The sequence below is a fragment of the Oculatella sp. LEGE 06141 genome, from assembly GCF_015207605.1.
GTDB lineage: Bacteria > Cyanobacteriota > Cyanobacteriia > Elainellales > Elainellaceae > Oculatella.
This window is the reverse complement of sequence record NZ_JADEWO010000001.1, coordinates 18,757-40,295: the sequence shown is the minus strand read 5'-3', so window position 1 is coordinate 40,295 and position 21,539 is coordinate 18,757. Positions and strand designations below refer to the sequence as shown.

Here is a 21,539-nt window from a genome sequence, read left to right as displayed (position 1 = left end):
TTCTAACTCCACCAAACCTGCCAATTTCGCTACGGCCAGGTTTTGGCGTTTTACTGTCTTTGTCGCTGGTTCTGCCTGCCCTGGTTTTCTATTGTTTGCTGTATCTGCTAATTTTTATTCTTGAAGGTTAATGTCTGTTTCGGATTCTCGTCGTCATTCCCAGCTTCGTCAATTTTCGTTGAAACTTGGCCTGCCTGAGAACGCTCCAATTCAGTGGAGGCTGTTAGATTTAGCGCTAACGCATCCCACCGCTTCGGTGGAAGCCAACTATGAACGTTTAGAGTTTGTGGGTGATGCGGTGATTCGGCTGGCTGCCGCAGAATTTTTGTTTCAAACCTATCCAACGGCATCGGAGGGGGAACTGTCTGCAGTACGAGGTGCCCTAGTGAGCGATCGCACCCTGGCTGAAATTGCCAACTCCTACGGACTCGATCGGTATTTATTAATGTCGAACAGTGCTTTTAGCGACAGGGTGGGGCGAGAAACCCGTCTGGCTGCTGCGTTTGAGGCTGTTTTAGCGGCGCTTTACCTCAGCACCCACGATTTACGGCTCGTCCACCCCTGGCTCGATTCTCACCTGCAACGGCTAACGGACATTATCCGTAGCGATCCGACGCTGCAAAACTACAAAGGAGCGCTGCAATCGTGGACGCAAGCTCGATACCAGATGCTGCCTGAATATCGAGTGACCGAAATTGGGCAACTTCATGGTGATGCCGAACGCTTTTTGGCAGAAGTATGGTTTCAGGGGCGATCGTGGGGAGAAGGTAAGGGGCAATCTAAGAAAGCGGCTGAACAGGCGGCAGCTCAGGTGGCGCTGTTGCTATTGCAGCAAACTGAAGCGGTGGGCGAGACATTGGGAAATAGGGACGGTCGGTAGTGTACGGAAGCGAACGTCAGGATAAAACCACCCGGATTGCTGTGTTTGGCGCTGGGCGCTGGGGGACTCATCTGGTACGAAATTTCCTGAAGCATCCCCAGGCTCAGGTGGTGGCTATCGTTGATCCGCATCGCGATCGCCTCTATGCCCTGGCACGTCAGTTTGGCCTGGATCAGCAAACTGCCCTGTTGACCGATTGGCAAACGGCGCTCGACTGCCCTGGTCTGGAGGCGGTGGCGATCGCTACTCCTGCCACAACCCACTATTCACTCACAGAAGCGGCACTGCAACGGGGGTACCACGTTCTGGTCGAAAAACCGCTGACGCTGGAGTTGGCCGAATCGCTGCGCTTGTGCCGTTTAGCAGAACAGCAGCATTGCCAGTTGGTGGTGGATCACACCTATCTGTTTCATCCTGCGGTGCAACGGGGCAGGGTCGCGGTGCAGCAAGGGGCGTTGGGCGCTATTCGGTATGGCTATGCGGCGCGTACCCATCTCGGCCCGGTGCGGCAAGATGTGGATGCCCTGTGGGACCTGGCAATTCACGACATCGCCATTTTTAACCACTGGCTGGGTGAACGTCCGCTGCAAGTGCAGGCTCAGGGAACCGTCTGGCTCCAGCCTGAGGCGAGTCAGGGGTGGCACTTTCCCAGGGGGTTGGCCGATCTGGTATGGGTCAAGCTGGTCTATGCCAGCGGCGTTCAAGCGATGATCCATCTCTGTTGGCTGAATCCAGACAAACAGCGTCGTCTCTGCCTGACGGGAGGCTCGGGAACGCTGACATTTGACGAATTGGCGGCTGCACCCCTGACGCTGCAACGGGGCACAATGGCGTGGAGTAATGGGCAGTTCCTTCCGGCTAACTCATCATCCCAGGTATTAGAACTGGATACCACTGAACCATTGCAGCAGGTTTGCTCTCATTTTCTGGAGTGTGTGCAGCGTAACAACGCTTCCACGATTTCGTCTGGATGGGTGGGTGCCCAACTGGTGCAAATTTTGAATGGGCTGACGCGATCGCTCCACCACGATGGGCAAGCCGTAACGCTGACAGACCCCATTGGCGCTAAAGACTAGGTGCCGATCGCAGAACGTTCAGCCGTGGACTGGGTTATGGCGACTTCAGCCACCGCACCATTTGGCTTCGGTGATTCGATCGCATCTTCGGCTACAGAGGCCACTGGCAGCTTAATTTCTACCGTTGTGCCTTTCTCCAGGCCATCGCTGTATAGCCCAATGCTGCCACCCATCAATTCCACCAGGTTGCGAGAAATGGCTAGCCCTAGCCCTGTACCTTCAAACTTGCGGGTTGTGGTACCGTCCACCATGACAAACGGACGGAACAGCTTGTGCTGTTGTGCTGGATCGATGCCAATGCCGGTGTCTTGAACGGTGATGACTACCCGAGATTTAGCAAGTATTGGCGTATTGGCATCATGACTGGTTTGGCTCGGTTCTGCATGGCTGTCTAAAACAGGCTCTAACCCGGTACTGATGGTAATGCCGCCGCGATCGGTAAACTTCGTTGCGTTGTAAACCACGTTGAGCAACACCTGCTTGAGCCGAGCTGGGTCGGCTTTAATCATAATTGGCTCTGACAGGTTGGGGGCGGTTAAGGTTAAGCCCTTTTGTTGGATGTGTACGGACTGAATTTCAATCACTTCCTGGAGGATTTGCCGTAAATCAACCTGTTCTACGGCAAGCGCCAGCCCTTCTTCCTCAATTCGACGAATATCAAGCAGATCGTTAATGATTTTCAGCAGGTGAACCGCCGCTCGATTGGCCTGTTCCAAAAATTCCAGTTCTTCTTCACGGTTATCGCAGCAGTCATCTTTAACCAGGCGAATGCAACCAATGATCGCGTTTAGCGGCGTTCTGAGTTCGTGAGACGTGTTGGCTAGGATCTCGCTCTTAAGTTTGTTGGCGGCTTCGGCCTCTTGCCATGCGGTTTCCAGCTCTTTAGCCCGTTCTTCCAACCGCCTCACCATGTTGTCTAGCACTTCAGAAAGCTGGTTGATTTCTCGAATCCTGAAGTTTTTGGGAGCCTGTTCTAATGGATCGCGTTTGTGGATGCGGCGAGCGTATTTCCCCAGTTGTTCGATGGGAAGCGCCAAATCTCGCGCCATGTACAGCATGGCAAGTAGATGGGCGGCAAGTAACCCCGTCGTGAGGATGAACAAGATCTGCGTAATTTCTTTTAGCCCTTGCAGGGCGTTGTCGAGAGGGGTAACGGCTAGCACCACCCAGGTTTGGTTGTCTGTATCGGTGATGGGGATATCAACCGGGCTGAATCCTGCCAGCCACTCTGTTTTGTCGCCGCTGAAGTTAAACAGGTGGCGCACATCTGGGTTGCCACGCAAAGCGTTGTCGAGAATATCTTGAAAGCGCTCTTTGTCTCCAGCGATATCGATACTGCGCCCTACCTGGTTGGAGAAGGGATGAGCCAGGAACGTGCCGTTTTGGTCGATGATGGCGGTAAATCCTAACAGCGATCGCGCTTCTGCCCGCTCCCACTGCCGCATCGTCGCATCGGCTGCCAGAATGTAACGCAATTGACCAGAGGCATCATACACCGGAGCCGCCAGGGTGATGTTGAGCTGGCTGCGGGGCTGGGTCGCGTTCGATGGGGTGGCCTGTTCGCCAGGGCGAACCGTCAGCACGTGCATTTGGAGCCGATTCGCATCGGTTGCCGCCGAGGGTTGTTCCCAACGAGCCGGGATGTCTAAATCGATCGCCTGATTGCCGCAGGTGCTAGCCACGGGTTGCTCGGTTTGAGGCGCAATCAACTGGACGCAGTCAATTTGTGACCCATTGCTGCGATCGCCCAAAGCGCCTTGGTTCACGGGTAGATCAGCGGCAAGTTGCCGCAAAAAGACCTGAGCAGCTTCTGGCGACCCCGATTGCAGCGTAGAGGCTTGACTGGCAATCGTCAGACTAGCCCGTAGCGCGTTAATCGATGACTGAATTGTATTGGCCTTGCGAACCGCACTTTCTTCTAAATTTTGCCGTGCTGTGTAGAGCAAACTGGTACGAGCCTTACGAAAGGTGACCGCTACTCCCAGCAGCAAAATTGGAATGCTGAGGATCAGAATTCGCGTTAGCAAAATGCGGCGAAAAGAGGATTGACCTGGCATAGCCGTAAATGATATCTAACTCGAGGTGCGAAGCCTGCTCTTAAAGATTAATATCCAATCGGACGAAATGACTTGGGCATTAGGGTCAGAAGGCGGAATTCTTCAAGCACTCTTTATGCACATAAAGAAAGAATCTAGTAGAAAGTCCCTTGACAAAATTGAAACGAGTGGATAATTTTAATCGTTTCTCTCGCCCCTATACAACGGTAGTGCTAGCCATGAGTGTCGATGGCAAAATCGCAGACGAGCAGCGATCGCCTGCCCGGTTTGGCTCGGCGCATGACAAAGCCCATCTTGAGCGTCAAATCGCTTTGGCAGATGCAGCACTATTTGGAGCCGGAACATTACGTGCTTACGGCACCACGCTGCGGGTTTCTCATCCAACTTTACTGCAACAGCGGGCGCAACAGGGAAAACCTTCACAGCCGGTTCAAATTGTCTGTTCTCGCTTGGCGCAATTTAACACAGGTTATCCGTTTTTTCGTCAACCGATTCCCCGATGGTTGATCACGACAGCGGCAGGAGCAGACCGTTGGCAGGGACACACTGGATTCGATCGCGTACTGGAGGCTACCGATCCAGACGATACGATCGACTGGAAAAGCGCATTTCAGCAACTGCGGGCGATGAACCTGAAGACGGTCGTGGTGTGTGGTGGTGGAACGCTGGTGGCAACGTTGCTCGGCCTGGATCTAATCGACGAACTGTGGCTAACGGTGTGCCCGTTACTTTTGGGCGGTAGCCATGCCCCCACACCGGTTGATGGAACGGGCTTCTTGCCCAATCTAGCGCCCCGTTTGAAACTGCTAGAAGCGTGGGTACAGGAGGATGAGGTGTTTCTTCACTATCGCCTGCAACCATCAACCGCCTGCAACGACAAACGGATTGAATTACCCTAATAAGCATGGTGGAACAACTCAAGCCCCGATACTCTGTTGCCTGGATCAACCGCATTGCCGAAATTCCCCAACTGGAGTGGGATGCGCTGGCAATGCCGCTGGCGATGCCTTTCCTGGAATGGGAGTGGCTGCATGTAATGGAAACCTCTGGCAGCGCTACGGCGAAGGCGGGATGGTTGCCCAACCACCTGACCGTGTGGCGCGATCGCTCCCTGGTTGCAGCAGCTCCTTTATACGTTAAGGGTCACAGCTATGGCGAATTTGTCTTTGATCACCAGTGGGCCGATCTGGCGCAGCGTCTGGGGATTCAATATTACCCAAAGCTTCTCGGCATGTCGCCCTTTACCCCGGCGGAGGGGTATCGTTTTTTAATTGCGCCTGGGGAAGATGAAGACGAACTGACCGAAATCATGGTGGGGGCGATCGACCATTTCTGTCTGCAAAACCGCATCTCGGGCTGCAATTTTCTCTACGCCGATCCAGACTGGCAAGCCGTGATGACACGGCATGGTTTCGATCGCTGGCTGCATCACAGTTACATTTGGCAAAACCAGGGATATCAGACCTTTGATGACTATCTGGCAGCGTTTAATGCCAACCAGCGGCGCAACATCAAGCGCGAACGTAAAGCGGTGTCTGCGGCGGGTCTTTCGTTACAAGTCTTTACGGGTGAAGCTATTCCCAAGGCCATGTTTTCACAAATGTATACGTTCTATGCCGATACCTGCGACAAGTTTGGCTGGTGGGGCAGTAAATATCTTACCCGCCGATTTTTCGAGCAGTTATATCCCCACTATCGGCATCGGGTCGTATTTTTTGCAGCCTTTGACGAACAAAACGCCCAGCAGCCGATGGGGATGTCGTTTTGCTTAACCAAAGGCGATCGTTTGTATGGACGCTACTGGGGCTGTTTGCAGGAGTTTGACAAGCTGCACTTTGATGCCTGCTACTACACACCAATTGAGTGGGCGATCGCCAACAACATCAAAACCTTTGACCCTGGAGCGGGCGGTCGTCACAAAAAGCGGCGAGGCTTTCCGGCAACCCCCAACCATTCTTTACACCGTTTTTACGATAGCCGCCTGGCTAAAATCTTCCATTCTTATATTGATGAAGTGAATCGAATGGAACAGCAAGAAATGGATGCTATCAATCAAGATCTACCGCTTAAACAAACGTCAAATCCTGTGGAGGAGGGCTAAATAGCCTGTTGTTGCGGCTATAGCTTGCCGGGTATGGGGTAGAATTCTGCGGACTGAGGGGAGCGGCTATCAGCCGATTTGGTTGGTAGCAGCCTACACTAGATTTGAATTCAAATGTGTATCCCGTGTTTGGGCAATCCGAAGTGCTGCGCTCAACACGCCCTAACCGACCATGAATCAAACTGTGAATCCAACTCCTCAACCCATTGCCACTCCAATGGCTGAAGCCTTAACAGCATTTGATAGTAAGCTGTCTAAACGCTACATTGAACTCGATCCGGCAGGCTACTTCATTGTTTATCTCGATCGCACCGCTGGATTAATTTGCGCCAAGCACTACAGCAACGTAATTAATGACAAAGGTTTAGCCTGTGATCCAGAGACAGGCAAGCCGTTGCCAACTAAAGGCAAGGTTGAACGCACGCCAACTGCAACCTTTTGTGGCAAAACGGCAAAGGATCTGTGCATCAAAATTTTTGAAGAAACCAAACCGTGCCCAATTGGTTATCTTGACCACGCTGCTTATCTAGGCCGGGAGTTTGTCCGGGCTGAGATGGCGCTAATCAACGGCCAGGACTATATCCAGGATTAAGGTTGGGCATTGCTGAAGGGATGTACGAATCGTTGAGCGGTCATGGCTCTGATCGCTCAACGATTCCCTGATTTTGGGGACTTTGGTTCGGACGTTTCCGGGAATTGGAGAAGGGCATATTGCGATTCAGCAACGCCGAATTTTGGATTCCCCACCGTAAAACTGGTTCTACCGAGTTGATGCAGCCAGTGACGCAGTAATCTTGCCGAGAGCTAAAGCGGTACAGGCCATCCGCGATGATCTGTACTTGTTTAAGATGAGTTAAATCAGCAACGTCTCGCAGCGTAACCAGGCTGACGTTCAACCGCTAAACGATTGATACAGGTAATAGGTTGCCATCGGAATCACCGTGGCTAACAGGAGCAAGACGACAACCACAACGGTGGCATTTTGATCGTCCGTTTCTTCAGCCGGGGTAAATGTGCCTTCGGTTTGAACCACCTTCTCGATCACTGGAGGCCCCGGATCGGGGTTGCCAGACAGCACGGCGACCAGGCGATCGCTCGCATCCATAAACGCTTGATTGTACTTGTTGCCATTTCGCAGCGGTTCCAGGAGCGTTTCCTGCGCCACGCTAGTAGCAATATCGTCGGTGAGCAGTGCCCTTGTGCCATCACCCGTATAAATGGCCGAGTTGTTGGTGACGTTATCTAGCAATAAGAGGGTCTGGTTGGCTTGAGCCTCTGGAGTGGGAAACCACTTCTGGAACAGCTTTTCAGCAAAGCCATCGGCTGTTTCTCCATAGTCAAATCGGTGAATGGTGATGAATCTTACTTCATTACCTGTGTCTTGTGCCAGTTTCTCTAATTCGCCACTAATTTTGCTTTCGGTTAAACGGCTCAGGATGTCGGCATCGTCAACCACCCAGGTTGGTGTGCCAACGGTTAACGAAGGCATATCGTAAATACCAGTGGCGATCGCCGGACTGGTGTTGACACCCCATACCTGTGCCATCACAACCAGCCCAATGGCAAGGAAGACCAGCCGATGAAGAGACTTTGCCCAACGTTGGATTGGGTTAAACGTTCGTATCATTTTATGTAATCCAAATAATTGTCGCTATAAGAAATATCTTTCCAAATAGACGACAGATTAAGCAAGTCCATCATGCTAAAGAGGCGATCGCAGTGCCCTTGGCTACAGCGGCGTTAAGGCTGGTGAATCTGCCGTTGGAGCCGGGTGGGATGCGGCAGTTGCCAGACTCTCAGGCGTGCTGAGCAGCGTAGCCGTCGCATTCACAATGATTTGGGTTGCCCCTATAAAGAAAGGTTGATCGATCGACTCTAGCAAGTCAGTTTCTCGGTGATAGTTGGGGTTGCGGAAATTGGCTGTGTCTGTCACCAGGACAGCACCAATTCCTTTTTGCCAGAAAGGGGCGTGGTCGCTTCGCATCAAGTCGGGTGTTAGAGGCCCCAGTAACGGAATGGGCATGGTTAACACAGATGGCAGGTCTGAAGTGCGCGATTCTGGAAAGCTGTTGAGCAACGGTAAATGACCCCGATCGCCCAGCACCGCCAAAAAGTCTCCGCGCGTGGTTGTTGGTGTAACGGGTAAAACGGATGGATAGCTCTGGCATCCGTCTGTGTGGCAGGCATAGCCCACCATATCCAGAACGATCGCCCCCTTCAACACGTCGCGATCGGCTTTGCCGTTAGCAAATGCCAGACTGCCCAATAGCCCCAGTTCTTCCTCATCAAAAAATGCAACTTGCAGGGTGCGCGGTGTTGAAACAGTACCCAGCAGCCGGGCGGTTTCCAAAATGGCGGCAATGCCGCTGGCGTTGTCGTCTAAACCGGGCGATCGCTCCACGGTATCGTAGTGCGCGGCTAGCAAAATGGTGCCCGCCTCTGGATCGGTGCCGGGACGTTCGGCATATACGTTTACTCCGGTGTCGTACCCCTGTTCTTGCGGCACCCATCCGGCTTGCTGTAAAGCGTCTGCAATGTATTGACGGGCACGGAGGCGCTCGTCGTCTGCATAGCGGCGAAACGATAGGGCTTCCAGGTCTGCCATTACCCGTTGCGCGTCGATCGTTGGAGCGACGACTGGGACAGGCGCTTTGGATGGTGGATTGGGGGCAAGCCGTTCTCGAAAGCTAGTTTCAACGGCACGGGGCTGCCGCTGGATGACTTGCCAATTCCAGCCGATGAGCATCCCTACGGTTGTAATAAAGAGTAGAACTAGCCCAATCCATCGCTTTTTGATTCGCGCCATTTGCTATCCATCACCGTGAGACAACATTCCACCCATTGTAGAAAGTTCTGTTTCAGCTTGTCTGCTGTTGGATGAGCCTAGACGGTATGGCTCAGATGCCTTGCTAGGCAGGGTCGGAGCCGAAGACCAGGTTTAGGCGCTGTTGTGCCGCCTGTAATGCCTCTGTGGGGTTGCTGCCTAATAGGGTCGCTTCGATCGCCCGCCCCAGGTTTTCAGAAATACGGCTATACCCCGGCACGATGGGGCGCGAGTGCCCATATTTGGCCTGCTCAATGAAGGTGTTTAAGGTGGGTTCTTGAGCGACAAAATCTTTATAGGCTACACTTTGGCGCGATCGTACATTAACCGGCAGGTAGCCCGTGCCCAACGCCCATTGAGTCTGAAAGGCTTCGCTCATCACGTATTCGGCAAAAGTAAATGCGGCGCGTTCTGCTTCGGGTGTGGCATTAAAGATAAATAGGTTTTCACCACCAATACTGGTAGCTGGTTCACTGCCCACTGGAATGGGCATTACATCGTAATCGACCCCGGTGGCTTGCAGTTGCCCAAGCGTCCACGGCCCGGTGAGTTGCATCGCCACGCGACCCGTTAAAAAGTCATCAATTTCATACCCGCGTTCGGGCGGCGACAACATCGCCGAGCCATCGTTAAGCAGGTCTTGCCACAGTTGCAGTGCTGCGATCGCGCCCTCATTCACCAGATTTACCTGGTCTACTGAATCTACCGCCAGGTCACCCCCACCACTCCACATGAATGGCAACCAGGTAAAGACCGTCCATTCGCCTTTGCCAAGGGGCAAGAGGATGCCATGCTGCTGGCTGCCGTTGACCGAACGAGTTAAGGTGTGAGCCACTTGACGCAGGTCTTCCCAGGTCTGTGGCGGCTCTGTAATACCAGCGGCCTCAAATAGGCTGGGACGGTAAAAAATGCCAACGTTGTTGGTGCTGAAGGGAATCGACCAGAGATGGCCTTCCAATTCCATTGAGCTGATCAGAGCCGGATCAAGCTGCTCTTTGGCGGGGGAAGCGTCGAACCAATCGTCTATAGGGCGGATGGCTTCTAGTTCTACCAATTGCCCGGTAATCATGGGAGCAAACCACAGCATGTTGGGCGGCGCATTGCCCACCACTGCCGCCAAAATTTTGGGCATTTGCTGGTCGCCCTGTCCTACATAGAGCGATTCCACCTGAATGGTGGGATGCGACTGATTGAAGCGATCCACCAACTCCTGAAATACATCGCGGTTAGGGGGTGGGTTAATGCCATGCCATAGCGTTAAATGAATAGCGCCCGCGTTGCTGGACGGAGTAGGCTGACAGCCTAACAGCCCGATGAGGCAGAGGATAAGGGGGGCGATCGCCAGGTTGCGCCAATGGAGTTCAAGGCGTTTGCTAATCCGGCTTAATCGAACAATGTTTGCCATGTCACGACGCTCAACCTGAAAGAACTAGACAATCGATACGTATAGAAGCCTAAACAAAATAGAGCATTCATCGCGCCGAAGGGTACACTTGCATCGTTTTACAGCAGTTCTCAATTGAGTCAGCCACAGTCTCGCCAGGATGGGTGTGGGGTGTAGTGTTTAGTGTGTGGTGAATGCAAATGAAAATGGCTGTAAGTCGTTCTGTTGATGGCACTCTAGTTAGCTGCCAGCGGCATACGGATGGTGCTGATGCCATTATCCCGTGCTAGCGGCGGCGAATAAAATCCACGTTTTGAAAGGAGCAGGGCTAATGATAAATCGCTATGGATTGATGGTGCTAACGGGATTGGCGGTGCTGGGAAATGCAGGGGCGGGTGTGGCGATGCCCGCTGATGTGTTTTTACCTCACCTCGATCGCATTCGGCAAACGACACCACCCAACACAGTGATGCGGCTACCTGCAACCGTGTTGTTAGGCGGGCCAGGTTCGTTGAACCCGAACGAGCTACTAATCAGAGTATTGCCAACCTCTTCTCCGCCACGGATGACGGTGAGTTTATTTACTTGCGCTAGCGGCCCATTTCCCTGCCTGGTCGGCAGTTTTACAGCAGAGAATGCGGGTTCGGTGAACGCGCAGCGAGAGTTATCCCGACATCAGTTGATGGCTACTCCAATTACCCTGACTCCGGGGGTGCAGGGCTTTTTGCTGGAGGGAACGAGCCAAACGCCACCTTCCGACTTTTCATCAGTGATGTGGCAGCAAGACGATACGGTTTACACCGTCAGCTTTTTGGCGGCTGAACGGCAAAATATTTTGTTTATGGCTGCTTCAATGGCGAAGGAGGAACCCCTTCAGACAGCGCAAGCCCAACGATCGCTGAGCCAGTGAGGATATAGGCATCGCCACGTCTTCTCTTACAGCAGTTCTCAATCGAGTCAGCCACAGTCTCACCAGGATGGGTGTGGTGTGTAGGATTTGGGGTGTGGTGAATGCAAGCGAAAATGGCTGTAAAGACCGTCTTCTCTTAAAGAACGATCCCTTACACCCAACAAACGATGGCACATCTCGTTCCATTGGGGTTGTCGCCAGGGCACATTTCATACCCCTGTAGGGGATGTTAAGGGCGATCGCTGACGTGATACGGTTCCAGAGGAATTGCTTTTCCTTATACTCCTCTTGTTGCAGCCGTTCCCTTCAGAACGGCTTTTTTAATTGATTCAGTAAAAAGGGAACCAATGCGCTGCATACGACAACCGGCAGTTCATTGATTCCCTTGAAACTCACGACTGAATTGGGGCACCAATCTGAGAGAAATGGCCTTCAGTTCAATCGTTATGTAGCCAGATTAGACATCATAAATGCGGCATTCGCTGGCATCGGGGTTCTCATCACAATAGTGTTCCAGCGATGTCTTTTTGCTCTTTTGATGAGATCGCTCCGCTTGTAGTTCTTCAACAATATCCCAGGCTACAGCACAGTCACTAGAGGTGCTGCCTTGCAAGTCACAGGCTTCACGAGCATAAGTAACGGCTTCGTGGATGGCTTGCTCAATAGTTTTGGCTGTGTCCAGGGTCTTAGGCATAATCCATTCAGCATTCCGTGCTGAGCGAAACGAATCATTGCTTCAAGCATTACGCTTGATAGCTCACCTTTCTAGCCTAGCGACAGCACCGCAAAACGACAGTGGGGGGAACCGTAACGATGCGTCGCCCCAACCAAAGACGGCGTGTTATTGAGGCATGTTATTGAGGCAGAAGCCAGGGGTGGAAGGGAGATTGTTACTTGTAGGCCAAAGCGGCGATCGCCAAACAAATCCAGCCAACGATAAAAGCCACCCCTCCCAATGGTGTGATTGCACCCAGCCACTTAATTTGGGACAAACTGAGCGCATACAAACTGCCCGAAAAGATAGCAACACCGACCACAAAGGCATACCCGGTTATGGTCAGCAATGCCTGACTCATCTCTGCCCGACTCAGCAGCACCGCCACTACCAACAGCGCTAGCGCGTGATACATCTGGTAGCGAATGCCCGTCTCAAAGATTTCAAGCGATCGCCCATCCAGTTTGTCCCGCAAGGCATGAGCGCCAAACGCGCCCCCGGCAACGGCTAACCCGCCCAAAATTGCAGCGATCGCCATGAAGATTCGAGTCATTAACGGTTCTCCTATCACAACGGTGAGCGGTCTGGTTGGACAATGAGCCGTGGAGGCAGAGCCATTGGCACCGCCTCTCTGACATCTCAGCCTCTAGTCTTTATTCTGCTCCTGATTCTGCAAAGATTTCAGCAAAAAACTGCTTCATATCTTCCCATGAGCGGCGGTCTGCATCTGGATGGTAAGCCACGCCGCTGGTTGGATCATTGCCTGCGCCGGGGTTCGTAAAGCCATGAACGGCACCACCATAGGACACCAGTTGCCAATCGACTTCGGCTTGAGTCATCTCGGCTTGAAAGGCACTGACCTGCTCCGCTGGGACGAGTGGATCAACCGCTCCATGCAGAACCAGAACCTGGCCGAGGATGTTTTGAGCATCGCCTGGATCGGGTGTGTCAAGGTTGCCGTGGAAGCTGACGACACCAGCAATATCTGCTCCGCTGCGGGCTAACTCCAGAACGGTACCGCCGCCAAAACAGTAGCCGATCGCAGCAATCTGGTTGTCGTCGGAAAGCGCATGGCTTTGCAGCACTTGCAAACCAGCCGTAGCGCGATCGCGCAGCAGTTGCCGATCGGCGCGATACATCCCTGCCTGAGCTGCCGCTTCTTCCCTGTTGCTAGGACGAATGCCCTGACCATAGATATCCGCTGCAAACGCAACATATCCCAGTTCTGCAAGCTGCTCCGTTCGTTGCTTGGCATAGTCATCCAGACCCATCCATTCGTGAACCACCATTACACCCGGTCGTTCACCTTCAATGGCATCGTCATAGGCTAAATAGCCTTCTAAAACGACATCACCATCCCGATACTCAACGACTTCCGTACGAATTGCAGCCAGGGCGTTGCTTGACCACAGCAGGGACGCTAAGGGCGCGAGTAAAAGCAAGCTAGAAAATTTCATGCTGATTCAGAGCTGTAACAAAACTTTAGCTTCTATAGTGCCATGTTTGATACATGAGCGATCGCCATTCGTTAACCCTGCCCCCATCAAAAAGGGCAACCGTTAGCGGTTGCCCTGGATGCTCTCAGCGGGTAGGCAAACCTACCGCTTTAATCTAGAACGCTACTCACTAACTCCTTGGCCTCGGCACCAATTACCGATGGGGCAACGAAGTGAGGTTGGGTGAAGTGGATGGGACGCTCAGCGATTAGAGGCAAGGCCGTCCGTGCTTGCGCTGCTACTTGAGTGGTTTTCACGTCATAGGTTTGCGTCACCAGCTTGGGATAGATACCAATGCCGATAATGGGAACCAGTAGACAAAGCGCAATGAACGCTTCGCGTGGCTTGGCATCGCTCAGCGAGAACTTCAGTTCCACATTCTCTTCACCATAGAACACCTGTCGCAGCATCGAGAGCAGGTAAATGGGCGACAAAATGACACCCACCGCTGCGAGCAGCACAACAACGGCCTTAAATGATGTGGAGTAGGCATCGCTGGTGGTGATGCCCAAGAAGATGGTCAGCTCACCCACAAATCCGCTCATGCCGGGAAGCGCCAGCGACGCGAGTGAACCCGCTGTGAACAGTGCAAAAACGGTCGGCATCTGCTTGGCCATGCCGCCCATGCGATCCATTGCCAGAGTATGGGTTCGTTCGTAAGCAACGCCCGTTAAAAAGAAGAGTGTTGCGGCAATTAAACCGTGAGACACCATTTGCAGCACCGCACCGCCAACCCCTAACTCGGTGAAGGAGGCAATCCCAATCAAGACAAACCCCATGTGGGCGATCGACGAATAAGCCAACCGCCGCTTTAAGTTCGTTTGGGCAAAGGCTGTTAACGAGGCATAAATAATATTGACAACACCCAAAATGGCTAGAACCGGGGCAAAGTAAAGATGCGCGTTGGGTAGAAGCTCAATGTTGAAGCGAATTAGCGCATACCCTGCCATCTTAAGCATTACGCCTGCCAGGATCATCGATACAGGTGCAGGGGCTTCGCTGTGGGCATCGGGTAGCCAGGTGTGTAGCGGGAAGATAGGCAGTTTGACCCCAAAAGCAACCAGAAATGCCGCATACATCAACACTTCAAAGCCGAGAGAGTAGTCTTTCAGACCCAGCTCGTGTAAATTCAGCGTCAACGTATCGCCGTAGAAGGCCATTGCTAGGCCAGCAATCAGAATAAAGACTGAGCCAACAGCGGTATATAAGATGAACTTAGTAGCAGCATAGAGTCGGCGATCGCCGCCCCAGGTTGCAATTAACAGGTAAACCGGAACGAGTTCCAGTTCCCACATAAAGAAGAACATTAAAATATCTTGAGCCACAAACACCCCAATCTGAGCGCTGTACATCACCAGCATCAGGGCATAGAACAAACGCGGCTTGTGGCTAATTTTCCAGGATGCCAAAATTGCCAGAGTGGTAATTAGCCCCGTCAACAGCACTAGCGGCATTGACAGGCCATCGACAGCCAGCGACCAGTTCAACCCAATTTGGGGAACCCAGGCGTAGCTTTCAACGAGCTGAAATCCAGAGCTTTGTAAGTCGTAATCTTTCCAGAAGGCGTAGATGATGAGTGCAAATTCAAGCAATCCAGCACCGAGGGCATAGGAGCGGACGGTTTTTCCTTCCTTATCGGGCAGGAAGGGGATTGGAAGCACGGCCAGAAGCGGAAACAGAAATAGAACGGTTAGCCAAGGAAATTGAGTACTCATCATGAGTGCCTACCCAAACGTCACTAAGAAGGAATGGTTTTCAGGTCGCGTTAGCGGTGTTGAGAGCAACCTGCACCCAGTCTGAAAAGAAGCGCACCTGGTTCGGCCAGTGCCAGGGTACTTGCGGAGGGAGGAACAGACAACGTGAATGATGGCTGAACCCAATCCTGCGGCCAAGAGGCTATACCCTTGCGTTGCTCTCCAATACCGTTTCTTGACAGACCAGGCGATCGTTAACAAAATCGAAGCTGTGGCAGATGCACAGTGAGAATAATTACCTACTTAAGAATACCCCAGTTTATTAAGTTAAATAAACTTCGTCCCCTAATTTAGACCAAATCTTTTAAGAAGTGTTTCGGCATGTGAAGTAAAGCCGATTGGTTTTTGGCATTATTTCGGCGATAGGTATAGATAAACATCTTGGCTAAACCGGATGTTTTCGTTGTTTAGGGGCAAAAATGGCTCAATTATCGGCATATAGGAACGATCGCCCGCTGCGTCTGTCTGGTTGAGTGGTTTTTGCTGTATCGCTCCATTTGTAACGAAACCCTTACATACCTTCTCTGGTGTTTGGGCTTTGGTTGTAGTGTGAGGGTGATCGTCACGACATGCACGGTCTTCTAGCTTTGAACCAACCGCAAATTCTGGGGTTGTGTAACAGGGCTGATTATTGAGCGCACTTGGGATTGGGCAATGTGGAATCAAGCTCGGTTGCCACTGCGATTGGTAGGCAGGGGAACCTCCTCCCCGGCTGATAGGTGTTGCCTGTTGCCCATACTGAGGCAGGGGCAAGCAGATGACTTAGGGCAAAGTGGGCAAAGTGGGCGAAGTGGGCGACGAGCCAGTGCGATCGCAACGCGCAACGCCTCAGACTCTGTGCAAGATTGGGGCAGTCTCAACGGCAGACGAGTGCTGTCTGATGCCGTTAGCGCCGAGAACCCCAGCGATTACTACCTATTTGAGCTAACCCAATCTGCGGGGTTGAGTGTATTGCTGGACGGTTTGAGTAATGTTGCTAACTTGAAGCTGTACCGCGAAAACAGCGATGGCTCAACGGCTCCCATTGCCCATTCTTCTAAGGCCAGGACGCACCCCGAAACAATTGTTCGTTCCTGTTTACCCGCAGGAACCTATGCCATTCAGGTCAAACATGCGGGCGGTGCTCCAGCAGAGTACACGCTAACTGCAACGGCTGATGTTGCAGGGAATGACCTGACGGTAGCTGCCGATCTGGGGCGTCTGGATGTAGACAAACACCTGACTGAGTTTGTGGGCGATACCGATAGAAGTGACTACTACCGCTTTGAGATAGTTGGCTCTAGTGAGTTGAAGGTGTCGATCGATCCGCTGACTACGGACATTGCGGTGGAGCTATCTCAAGATGTGGATGGGAATGGACGCATTGGTGAAGACGAACGTCTTTACCGGGGGGCGGGCGATCGCACTCATCCGATTGCCTTCAGCCAGCCTTTAGCGGCGGGCACCTATTACTTACAAATTGGGGCAGATCAGGGTAGTACCCATTACGAGTTGCGCCTCTCGACGGCTATACTACCGTTGCCAGACGACCATGCCGGAAACACCCTGAAACAGGCTCGCAATTTAGGAAACCTACAGGGCATAACGAGCGTTGATGACTTTGTGGGTGGGCTTGACCCGAGCGATTACTATCAGTTTGAACTCGACACCATTAGCCATTTGCAACTGAGGCTGGATGGCTTAACTGCCGATGCCGATATGCAGTTGATTCAGGATGCTAACCGCAATGGCATTGTTGAAGCCGAAGCGGGTGAAGTGTTGGACTCGGCGCTGCTTAGCGACAACGCCTCCGAATTGATCGATATCGGCCTGCCATCCGGCAGGTATTACATTCATGTGGGGCAATACACAGACGACACTACTTATCACTTGGCTATTGCCTCTGAGCCGATCGCCCTTCTGCCTCAGTACAGCCCGTTATTTGGTTACGGCAGCGTTGATGCAGCAGCGGCGGTTGAAATCGCCATTGCCGCGAATCCGTTTGCAGCCGTAGCGGATGCAACCTACCCAACGTGGGGAGTCGATTTTGTTAATGCTCCAGAGGTGTGGCAGCAGGGATACACCGGGCAGGGGATCGTTGTTGCGGTGGTGGATACTGGAATGGATGTCCAGCATCCTGATTTGAAGCACAACCTGTGGTTAAACCCCGGTGAGGTTGCCAGCAATGGCATTGACGACGACGGAAATGGGTTTATTGACGATATCCACGGCTGGAACTTTGTAGATGCCACATCTGACCTCAGCGATGATGATAGCCACGGTACTCATGTTGCGGGTTCGATCGCGGCTGCGGCCAATGAGTTTGGCGTGACGGGTGTGGCCTTTGGAGCCAACATTATGCCTGTTAAGGTGCTGGATCAGTTTGGTAGCGGTATGGCAGCGTCGATCGCATCTGGAATTCGTTATGCGGTTGACAATGGTGCAGATGTGATTAATCTCAGCCTGGGCGGTGGATACAGTGCTGATGTTAGAGCTGCCATTGAGTATGCCGAGGCGAACGGTAGCGTGGTGGTTATGGCTGCGGGAAATGAATCTGCTGGCTCGCCTGCCTACCCGGCTCGACTGGCCGATCGCGTCGGTATTGCGGTGGGCGCGATCGCGCCGGATGGCACATTGGCCGACTTCTCTAACCGCGCAGGCTACAAACCGTTGAATTATGTAGTTGCTCCGGGCGTCAGCGTTGGTTCCACCCTGCCCCAAAATCAGTATGGCTTTTCCGACGGCACGTCTATGGCGGCTCCCCATGTAGCAGGTGTGGTTGCCCTGCTACTGAGCGCCAGACCAGACCTGACCCCGGCTCAAGTCAAAGATATTATCGTGGCGACGGCCAACCCAAACGGAATTGTGGCATAGCTTGCCGTCTATAGTCCTAGCCCATTCTGCTGTTACCACTCATCTTGAGACGGTCTTACCAGCATGGCTCCCATTAACCCCAACCCTAGCAGGCCGCCTAGAAACGCGAATGTGGTTACCACTGGCCCAAAAATCCAATGGGTTGTTAGTAGCCAGCAGAAGAGGCATGTGCCGACAAATAGAGCAGAAATTAAGTATAAAAACCTAAAAATATCCATTTTATTTGGTTAAAAAACGCCTGATTTACGTTCATCCTATGACTATGGCTCTAACAGTTCAAGCGATCGCCCGCGCCCCTCTACGCCAAAATTTCACCTTTCTATCCGAAGGCATAAATTTTGAGATTCGGTGAGACTTTGTTGCCCTGATCACCAACGACCAAACCCACTGGCGCGCGATCGCCAAACGTCCCACTCTTTAGAGCATTGCCCTGAATCCCACTGGTGCAAAACGTTGATCGGACGATTTTCAGGCAATTCCTGCACCTGAATGGATGGGCATTGATGAACACATCAGAGGTTAGTTCTCAACCTGGATGGATGAAGGCATGAAATTTGGCTTGATTAACATCCTGATTCAGGCAAATTCACAATCCGGCTAAAGATTGAAAAAAAAACACTACTGCTTTCCCTACTTCGGTTGCTACGGTTTTCCTCCCTGCCTGTAGGGTTCTGATCCCGTTACATTAGTAACAACAGCAGATACAAAAGTTTACGAGTGAGGTGCTGCAATGACAGTTTTAGTCGCCCTGTGTGTTGCGGGCTGGATGATTGCAGTCCCACTAGGGATCCAGGCTTACTTATGGAGCCGGCAGGAGGTGTCAGTTCATCAAGGTAGTTGGCCTCCTGCCCGTTATTCCTTGGCAGAAGCCCCGACCGGATGGCACGTCGAGAATTGCGATCGCGCCTCCGTTGATTCCAACGATCGACTTCTCGACCAGCGAGTCGGGCGTTTTGCTCATCGCCACATTGCCTAAGAGGGAAACCCATGTTTGAGTATTTCACTGAAAAAGCAATTGCTACCGTGATGGCGGCTCAAGAAGAAGCTCGTCGGTTAAAGCAAAATTATGTTGGAACCGAGCAACTTCTGTTGGGCTTGCTGCGAGTTGACGGTACAATTGCTGCCCACGTTTTATCCGAAGCGGGCTTGACGCTTAGCGCGGCTCGAATTGAAGTTGAAAAGATCATCGGTCGCGGTACGGGAGGGTTAACGGCTGAACTGCCCTTTACGCCCAAAACAAAGCGAGTGTTTGAAGAAGCGTTTCAGCAGGCACACCAGCTCGATAGCCGCCACATTGCGCCCGAACATTTACTGTTGAGTCTGATTGAAGACGGTGAAGGGGTTGCCGTCAAAATTCTCAACAATTTGGACATCGACCCCGGCATCATTCGCAGTGCGGTGATTCGCGCGATTGGCGAAGAACCCATTGCGGCTGGAAGCTCCGCCGGAAGAGGCACGATGCGATCGTCCGGTCGTCAGCCAAACCGCAACGGAGCGCTGGCCGAATTTGGCAGAAACCTGACTGAACTGGCCGCCAAAGGCGAACTAGATCAGGTGGTAGGACGCGCCAAAGAGCTAGAGCGAGTCATCCAAATTCTGGGTCGGCGCACCAAAAACAACCCAGTGTTGATTGGTGAACCTGGCGTGGGTAAGACAGCGATCGCCGAGGGGCTAGCCCAACGCATCGTGAATCAAGATGTGCCCAGCACTCTGTTAGATAAGCAGGTCATTAGCCTGGATATGGGCGCGGTGCTTTCAGGTACCCGTTTTCGGGGTGACTTCGAAGAGCGCATGAAGCAAATCATGGAAGAAGTGACCCAGTCGGATGACATCATTCTGATGATTGATGAAATTCACACCCTGGTGGGGGCTGGTTCCGTTGAGGGTGGTATGGATGCCGCCAATCTGCTCAAGCCTGCTTTGGCTCGCGGTAGCTTCCAGTGTATTGGCGCAACCACTCTGGATGAATACCGCAAGCACATCGAGCGAGATGCGGCGTTAGAGCGACGCTTCCAGCCAGTGACGGTGAACGAACCGTCGGTTGAAGATACGCTTGCCATTTTGCGCGGGTTGCGTAGTTCCTACGAGCAACACCATCGGCTGATTATTACCGATGCTGCTCTGGAAGCCGCGGCAACTCTATCCGATCGCTACATCCCCGATCGGTTTATGCCCGACAAAGCCATTGACCTGATTGATGAAGCCGGATCATTGGTGCGCTTCCGTCATGCCAAAAAGTCTCCTGCTAAAGAGCTAGAGCGTAAGCTACGGCAAACCACACAAGAGAAGCAAGCCGCCGTTCGAGAGCAAGACTTCGACAAGGCCGGTAAGCTGCGCGATCGCGAACTGGAGCTTGAAGCGCAACTGAAGCAAACGCAGACGGAGTTTGCCGCTGTGGCTCAGCCGGAAGTGACGGCTGAAGATATTGCTCAGGTGACGGCTTCCTGGACAGGCATTCCGGTGAATCAGCTCACGGAATCAGAGTCGGTGATGTTGATGCATCTGGAAGACATGCTGCATGAACGCGTCATTGGTCAGAATGAAGCGGTTACAGCGGTCTCTCGCGCTATTCGCCGCGCCCGGGTGGGGTTGAAGAATCCCGATCGCCCGATCGCCAGCCTCGTTTTCTCTGGCCCTACCGGAGTCGGTAAAACTGAATTGGCGAAAGCGTTAGCCGCCAGCGTTTTTGGCTCGGAAGAGGCCATGATTCGAGTGGATATGTCGGAATACATGGAAAGCCACACCGTTTCTAAGCTAATTGGCTCTCCTCCGGGATATGTCGGTTACGACGAAGGCGGACAGCTCACCGAATTGGTGCGGCGGAAGCCCTACACGGTGATTCTGCTGGATGAGATTGAAAAAGCGCATCCAGATGTCTTCAATATGCTGCTGCAAATTCTGGAAGACGGTCGCCTGACCGATGCCAAGGGTCGTGTCGTCAGCTTTAAGAACACATTGCTGGTGATGACCTCTAACATTGGCTCTCGCGTCATTGAGAAAGGTGGTGGCGGCTTAGGCTTCGACTTCTCTACAGACGATATGGAAATGGCAAAATATGGCCGCATCCGTAGTCTGGTCAACGAGGAGTTGAAGCAGCACTTCCGCCCCGAACTGCTCAACCGCATTGACGAGATTATCGTCTTCCGTCAACTGACGCGCCCTGAGGTGGTGCAAATTGCCGACCTGATGCTAAAAGAGGTATCGGCACGCTTAGAAGAGCAGGAAATTTCGCTCGACGTGACTGACGCGTGTAAAGAGCGGCTGATCACCGAAGGCTTTGATCCTAGCTATGGTGCCCGACCATTGCGCCGTGCGATCGCCCGTTTCATTGAAGACAATTTAGCGGAAGCGATGCTAGCTGGCACGGTTAAAGCAGGAGACACCGCCGTTTTAGATATCGATGATGACGGTCAGGTGCAGGTGCGATCGCAGCAAGAACCCGTTTTGGTAGGGGTTTCCTCCTAACAACTCCGTTCTTGGACGCTGAGT

17 protein-coding genes are annotated in these 21,539 nt (G+C 52.7%); 9 read left to right on the top strand and 8 right to left on the bottom strand.

What is annotated here, in order from left to right; genetic code table 11:
• Nucleotides 1-130 precede the first annotated feature (130 nt).
• On the top strand, nt 131-880 hold the full coding sequence (gene rnc / locus IQ268_RS00165; protein ID WP_193874314.1) for a ribonuclease III: 750 nt from the start codon (nt 131-133) through the stop codon (nt 878-880).
• A complete protein-coding gene (locus IQ268_RS00160) occupies nt 880-1,956 on the top strand; it encodes a Gfo/Idh/MocA family protein (RefSeq protein ID WP_193874312.1) in 1,077 nt (358 codons plus the stop codon). Before rnc ends, IQ268_RS00160 begins: the two co-directional genes overlap by 1 nt.
• On the opposite strand, the gene IQ268_RS00155 is transcribed toward IQ268_RS00160, so the two are convergent.
• On the bottom strand, nt 1,953-4,013 hold the full coding sequence (locus IQ268_RS00155; protein WP_193874310.1) for a sensor histidine kinase: 2,061 nt from the start codon (nt 4,011-4,013) through the stop codon (nt 1,953-1,955). The two genes, IQ268_RS00160 and IQ268_RS00155, sit on opposite strands and share 4 nt — an antisense overlap.
• 218 nt (nt 4,014-4,231) lie before the next feature.
• On the opposite strand from IQ268_RS00155, the gene IQ268_RS00150 reads away from it, so the two are divergent.
• From IQ268_RS00150 to IQ268_RS00140, 3 genes are all read left to right on the top strand, one after another.
• Nucleotides 4,232-4,912, top strand: a complete 681-nt coding sequence (locus IQ268_RS00150) for a RibD family protein (RefSeq protein WP_193874820.1) — start codon at nt 4,232-4,234, stop codon at nt 4,910-4,912.
• A gap of 5 nt (nt 4,913-4,917) precedes the next feature.
• On the top strand, nt 4,918-6,114 hold the full coding sequence (locus IQ268_RS00145; protein WP_193874308.1) for a GNAT family N-acetyltransferase: 1,197 nt from the start codon (nt 4,918-4,920) through the stop codon (nt 6,112-6,114).
• A 172-nt stretch (nt 6,115-6,286) separates the two neighbouring features.
• Complete coding sequence (locus IQ268_RS00140; protein ID WP_228034958.1) at nt 6,287-6,706, top strand: DUF4346 domain-containing protein; 420 nt, start codon at nt 6,287-6,289, stop codon at nt 6,704-6,706.
• A gap of 300 nt (nt 6,707-7,006) precedes the next feature.
• Here IQ268_RS00140 and psb32 read toward each other — a convergent pair whose 3' ends face one another.
• From psb32 to IQ268_RS00125, 3 genes are all read right to left on the bottom strand, one after another.
• Nucleotides 7,007-7,741 (bottom strand): photosystem II repair protein Psb32, encoded by a 735-nt coding sequence (gene psb32 / locus IQ268_RS00135; RefSeq protein ID WP_193874306.1) that lies wholly within the window; start codon nt 7,739-7,741, stop codon nt 7,007-7,009.
• Between the two features lie 102 nt (nt 7,742-7,843).
• On the bottom strand, nt 7,844-8,920 hold the full coding sequence (locus IQ268_RS00130) for a M28 family peptidase (protein ID WP_193874304.1): 1,077 nt from the start codon (nt 8,918-8,920) through the stop codon (nt 7,844-7,846).
• A gap of 103 nt (nt 8,921-9,023) precedes the next feature.
• Complete coding sequence (locus IQ268_RS00125) at nt 9,024-10,343, bottom strand: ABC transporter substrate-binding protein (RefSeq protein ID WP_193874302.1); 1,320 nt, start codon at nt 10,341-10,343, stop codon at nt 9,024-9,026.
• A 310-nt stretch (nt 10,344-10,653) separates the two neighbouring features.
• Between IQ268_RS00125 and IQ268_RS00120 the strand changes: the two genes are divergently transcribed.
• Complete coding sequence (locus IQ268_RS00120) at nt 10,654-11,232, top strand: hypothetical protein (RefSeq protein ID WP_193874300.1); 579 nt, start codon at nt 10,654-10,656, stop codon at nt 11,230-11,232.
• Nucleotides 11,233-11,689: 457 nt separating this feature from the next.
• Here the strand turns inward: IQ268_RS00120 and IQ268_RS00115 are convergent, their stop codons facing one another.
• From IQ268_RS00115 to IQ268_RS00100, 4 genes are all read right to left on the bottom strand, one after another.
• Entirely contained in the window at nt 11,690-11,926 is a 237-nt protein-coding gene (locus tag IQ268_RS00115; protein ID WP_193874298.1) for a Calvin cycle protein CP12, read from the bottom strand.
• 196 nt (nt 11,927-12,122) lie between these two features.
• Entirely contained in the window at nt 12,123-12,500 is a 378-nt protein-coding gene (locus IQ268_RS00110) for a DUF423 domain-containing protein (protein WP_193874296.1), read from the bottom strand.
• Nucleotides 12,501-12,600: 100 nt separating this feature from the next.
• Nucleotides 12,601-13,404: a dienelactone hydrolase family protein gene (locus IQ268_RS00105; RefSeq protein WP_193874294.1), complete on the bottom strand. Its 804-nt coding sequence runs from the start codon at nt 13,402-13,404 to the stop codon at nt 12,601-12,603.
• Nucleotides 13,405-13,553: 149 nt separating this feature from the next.
• On the bottom strand, nt 13,554-15,161 hold the full coding sequence (locus IQ268_RS00100; RefSeq protein WP_305082358.1) for an NAD(P)H-quinone oxidoreductase subunit 4: 1,608 nt from the start codon (nt 15,159-15,161) through the stop codon (nt 13,554-13,556).
• A 690-nt stretch (nt 15,162-15,851) separates the two neighbouring features.
• Here IQ268_RS00100 and IQ268_RS00095 point away from each other — a divergent pair.
• The 3 genes from IQ268_RS00095 (at nt 15,852) to IQ268_RS00085 (ending at nt 21,515) form a co-directional block, all read left to right on the top strand.
• Entirely contained in the window at nt 15,852-18,050 is a 2,199-nt protein-coding gene (locus IQ268_RS00095; RefSeq protein WP_193874292.1) for a S8 family serine peptidase, read from the top strand.
• 730 nt (nt 18,051-18,780) lie between these two features.
• On the top strand, nt 18,781-19,026 hold the full coding sequence (locus IQ268_RS00090) for a hypothetical protein (protein ID WP_193874289.1): 246 nt from the start codon (nt 18,781-18,783) through the stop codon (nt 19,024-19,026).
• 11 nt (nt 19,027-19,037) lie between these two features.
• Nucleotides 19,038-21,515: an ATP-dependent Clp protease ATP-binding subunit gene (locus IQ268_RS00085; protein WP_193874287.1), complete on the top strand. Its 2,478-nt coding sequence runs from the start codon at nt 19,038-19,040 to the stop codon at nt 21,513-21,515.
• Nucleotides 21,516-21,539 lie beyond the last annotated feature (24 nt).

What these genes read in the sequence shown, in the direction of transcription:
- rnc (WP_193874314.1), top strand. Translation starts at nt 131, where the DNA reads ATGTCTGTTTCGGATTCTCGTCGTCATTCCCAGCTTCGTCAATTTTCG.
- IQ268_RS00155 (WP_193874310.1), bottom strand. Translation starts at nt 4,013, where the DNA reads ATGCCAGGTCAATCCTCTTTTCGCCGCATTTTGCTAACGCGAATTCTG.
- IQ268_RS00150 (WP_193874820.1), top strand. Translation starts at nt 4,232, where the DNA reads ATGAGTGTCGATGGCAAAATCGCAGACGAGCAGCGATCGCCTGCCCGG.
- IQ268_RS00145 (WP_193874308.1), top strand. Translation starts at nt 4,918, where the DNA reads ATGGTGGAACAACTCAAGCCCCGATACTCTGTTGCCTGGATCAACCGC.
- IQ268_RS00140 (WP_228034958.1), top strand. Translation starts at nt 6,287, where the DNA reads ATGAATCAAACTGTGAATCCAACTCCTCAACCCATTGCCACTCCAATG.
- psb32 (WP_193874306.1), bottom strand. Translation starts at nt 7,741, where the DNA reads ATGATACGAACGTTTAACCCAATCCAACGTTGGGCAAAGTCTCTTCAT.
- IQ268_RS00130 (WP_193874304.1), bottom strand. Translation starts at nt 8,920, where the DNA reads ATGGCGCGAATCAAAAAGCGATGGATTGGGCTAGTTCTACTCTTTATT.
- IQ268_RS00125 (WP_193874302.1), bottom strand. Translation starts at nt 10,343, where the DNA reads ATGGCAAACATTGTTCGATTAAGCCGGATTAGCAAACGCCTTGAACTC.
- IQ268_RS00120 (WP_193874300.1), top strand. Translation starts at nt 10,654, where the DNA reads ATGATAAATCGCTATGGATTGATGGTGCTAACGGGATTGGCGGTGCTG.
- IQ268_RS00115 (WP_193874298.1), bottom strand. Translation starts at nt 11,926, where the DNA reads ATGCCTAAGACCCTGGACACAGCCAAAACTATTGAGCAAGCCATCCAC.
- IQ268_RS00110 (WP_193874296.1), bottom strand. Translation starts at nt 12,500, where the DNA reads ATGACTCGAATCTTCATGGCGATCGCTGCAATTTTGGGCGGGTTAGCC.
- IQ268_RS00105 (WP_193874294.1), bottom strand. Translation starts at nt 13,404, where the DNA reads ATGAAATTTTCTAGCTTGCTTTTACTCGCGCCCTTAGCGTCCCTGCTG.
- IQ268_RS00100 (WP_305082358.1), bottom strand. Translation starts at nt 15,161, where the DNA reads ATGATGAGTACTCAATTTCCTTGGCTAACCGTTCTATTTCTGTTTCCG.
- IQ268_RS00095 (WP_193874292.1), top strand. Translation starts at nt 15,852, where the DNA reads ATGTGGAATCAAGCTCGGTTGCCACTGCGATTGGTAGGCAGGGGAACC.
- IQ268_RS00090 (WP_193874289.1), top strand. Translation starts at nt 18,781, where the DNA reads ATGACAGTTTTAGTCGCCCTGTGTGTTGCGGGCTGGATGATTGCAGTC.
- IQ268_RS00085 (WP_193874287.1), top strand. Translation starts at nt 19,038, where the DNA reads ATGTTTGAGTATTTCACTGAAAAAGCAATTGCTACCGTGATGGCGGCT.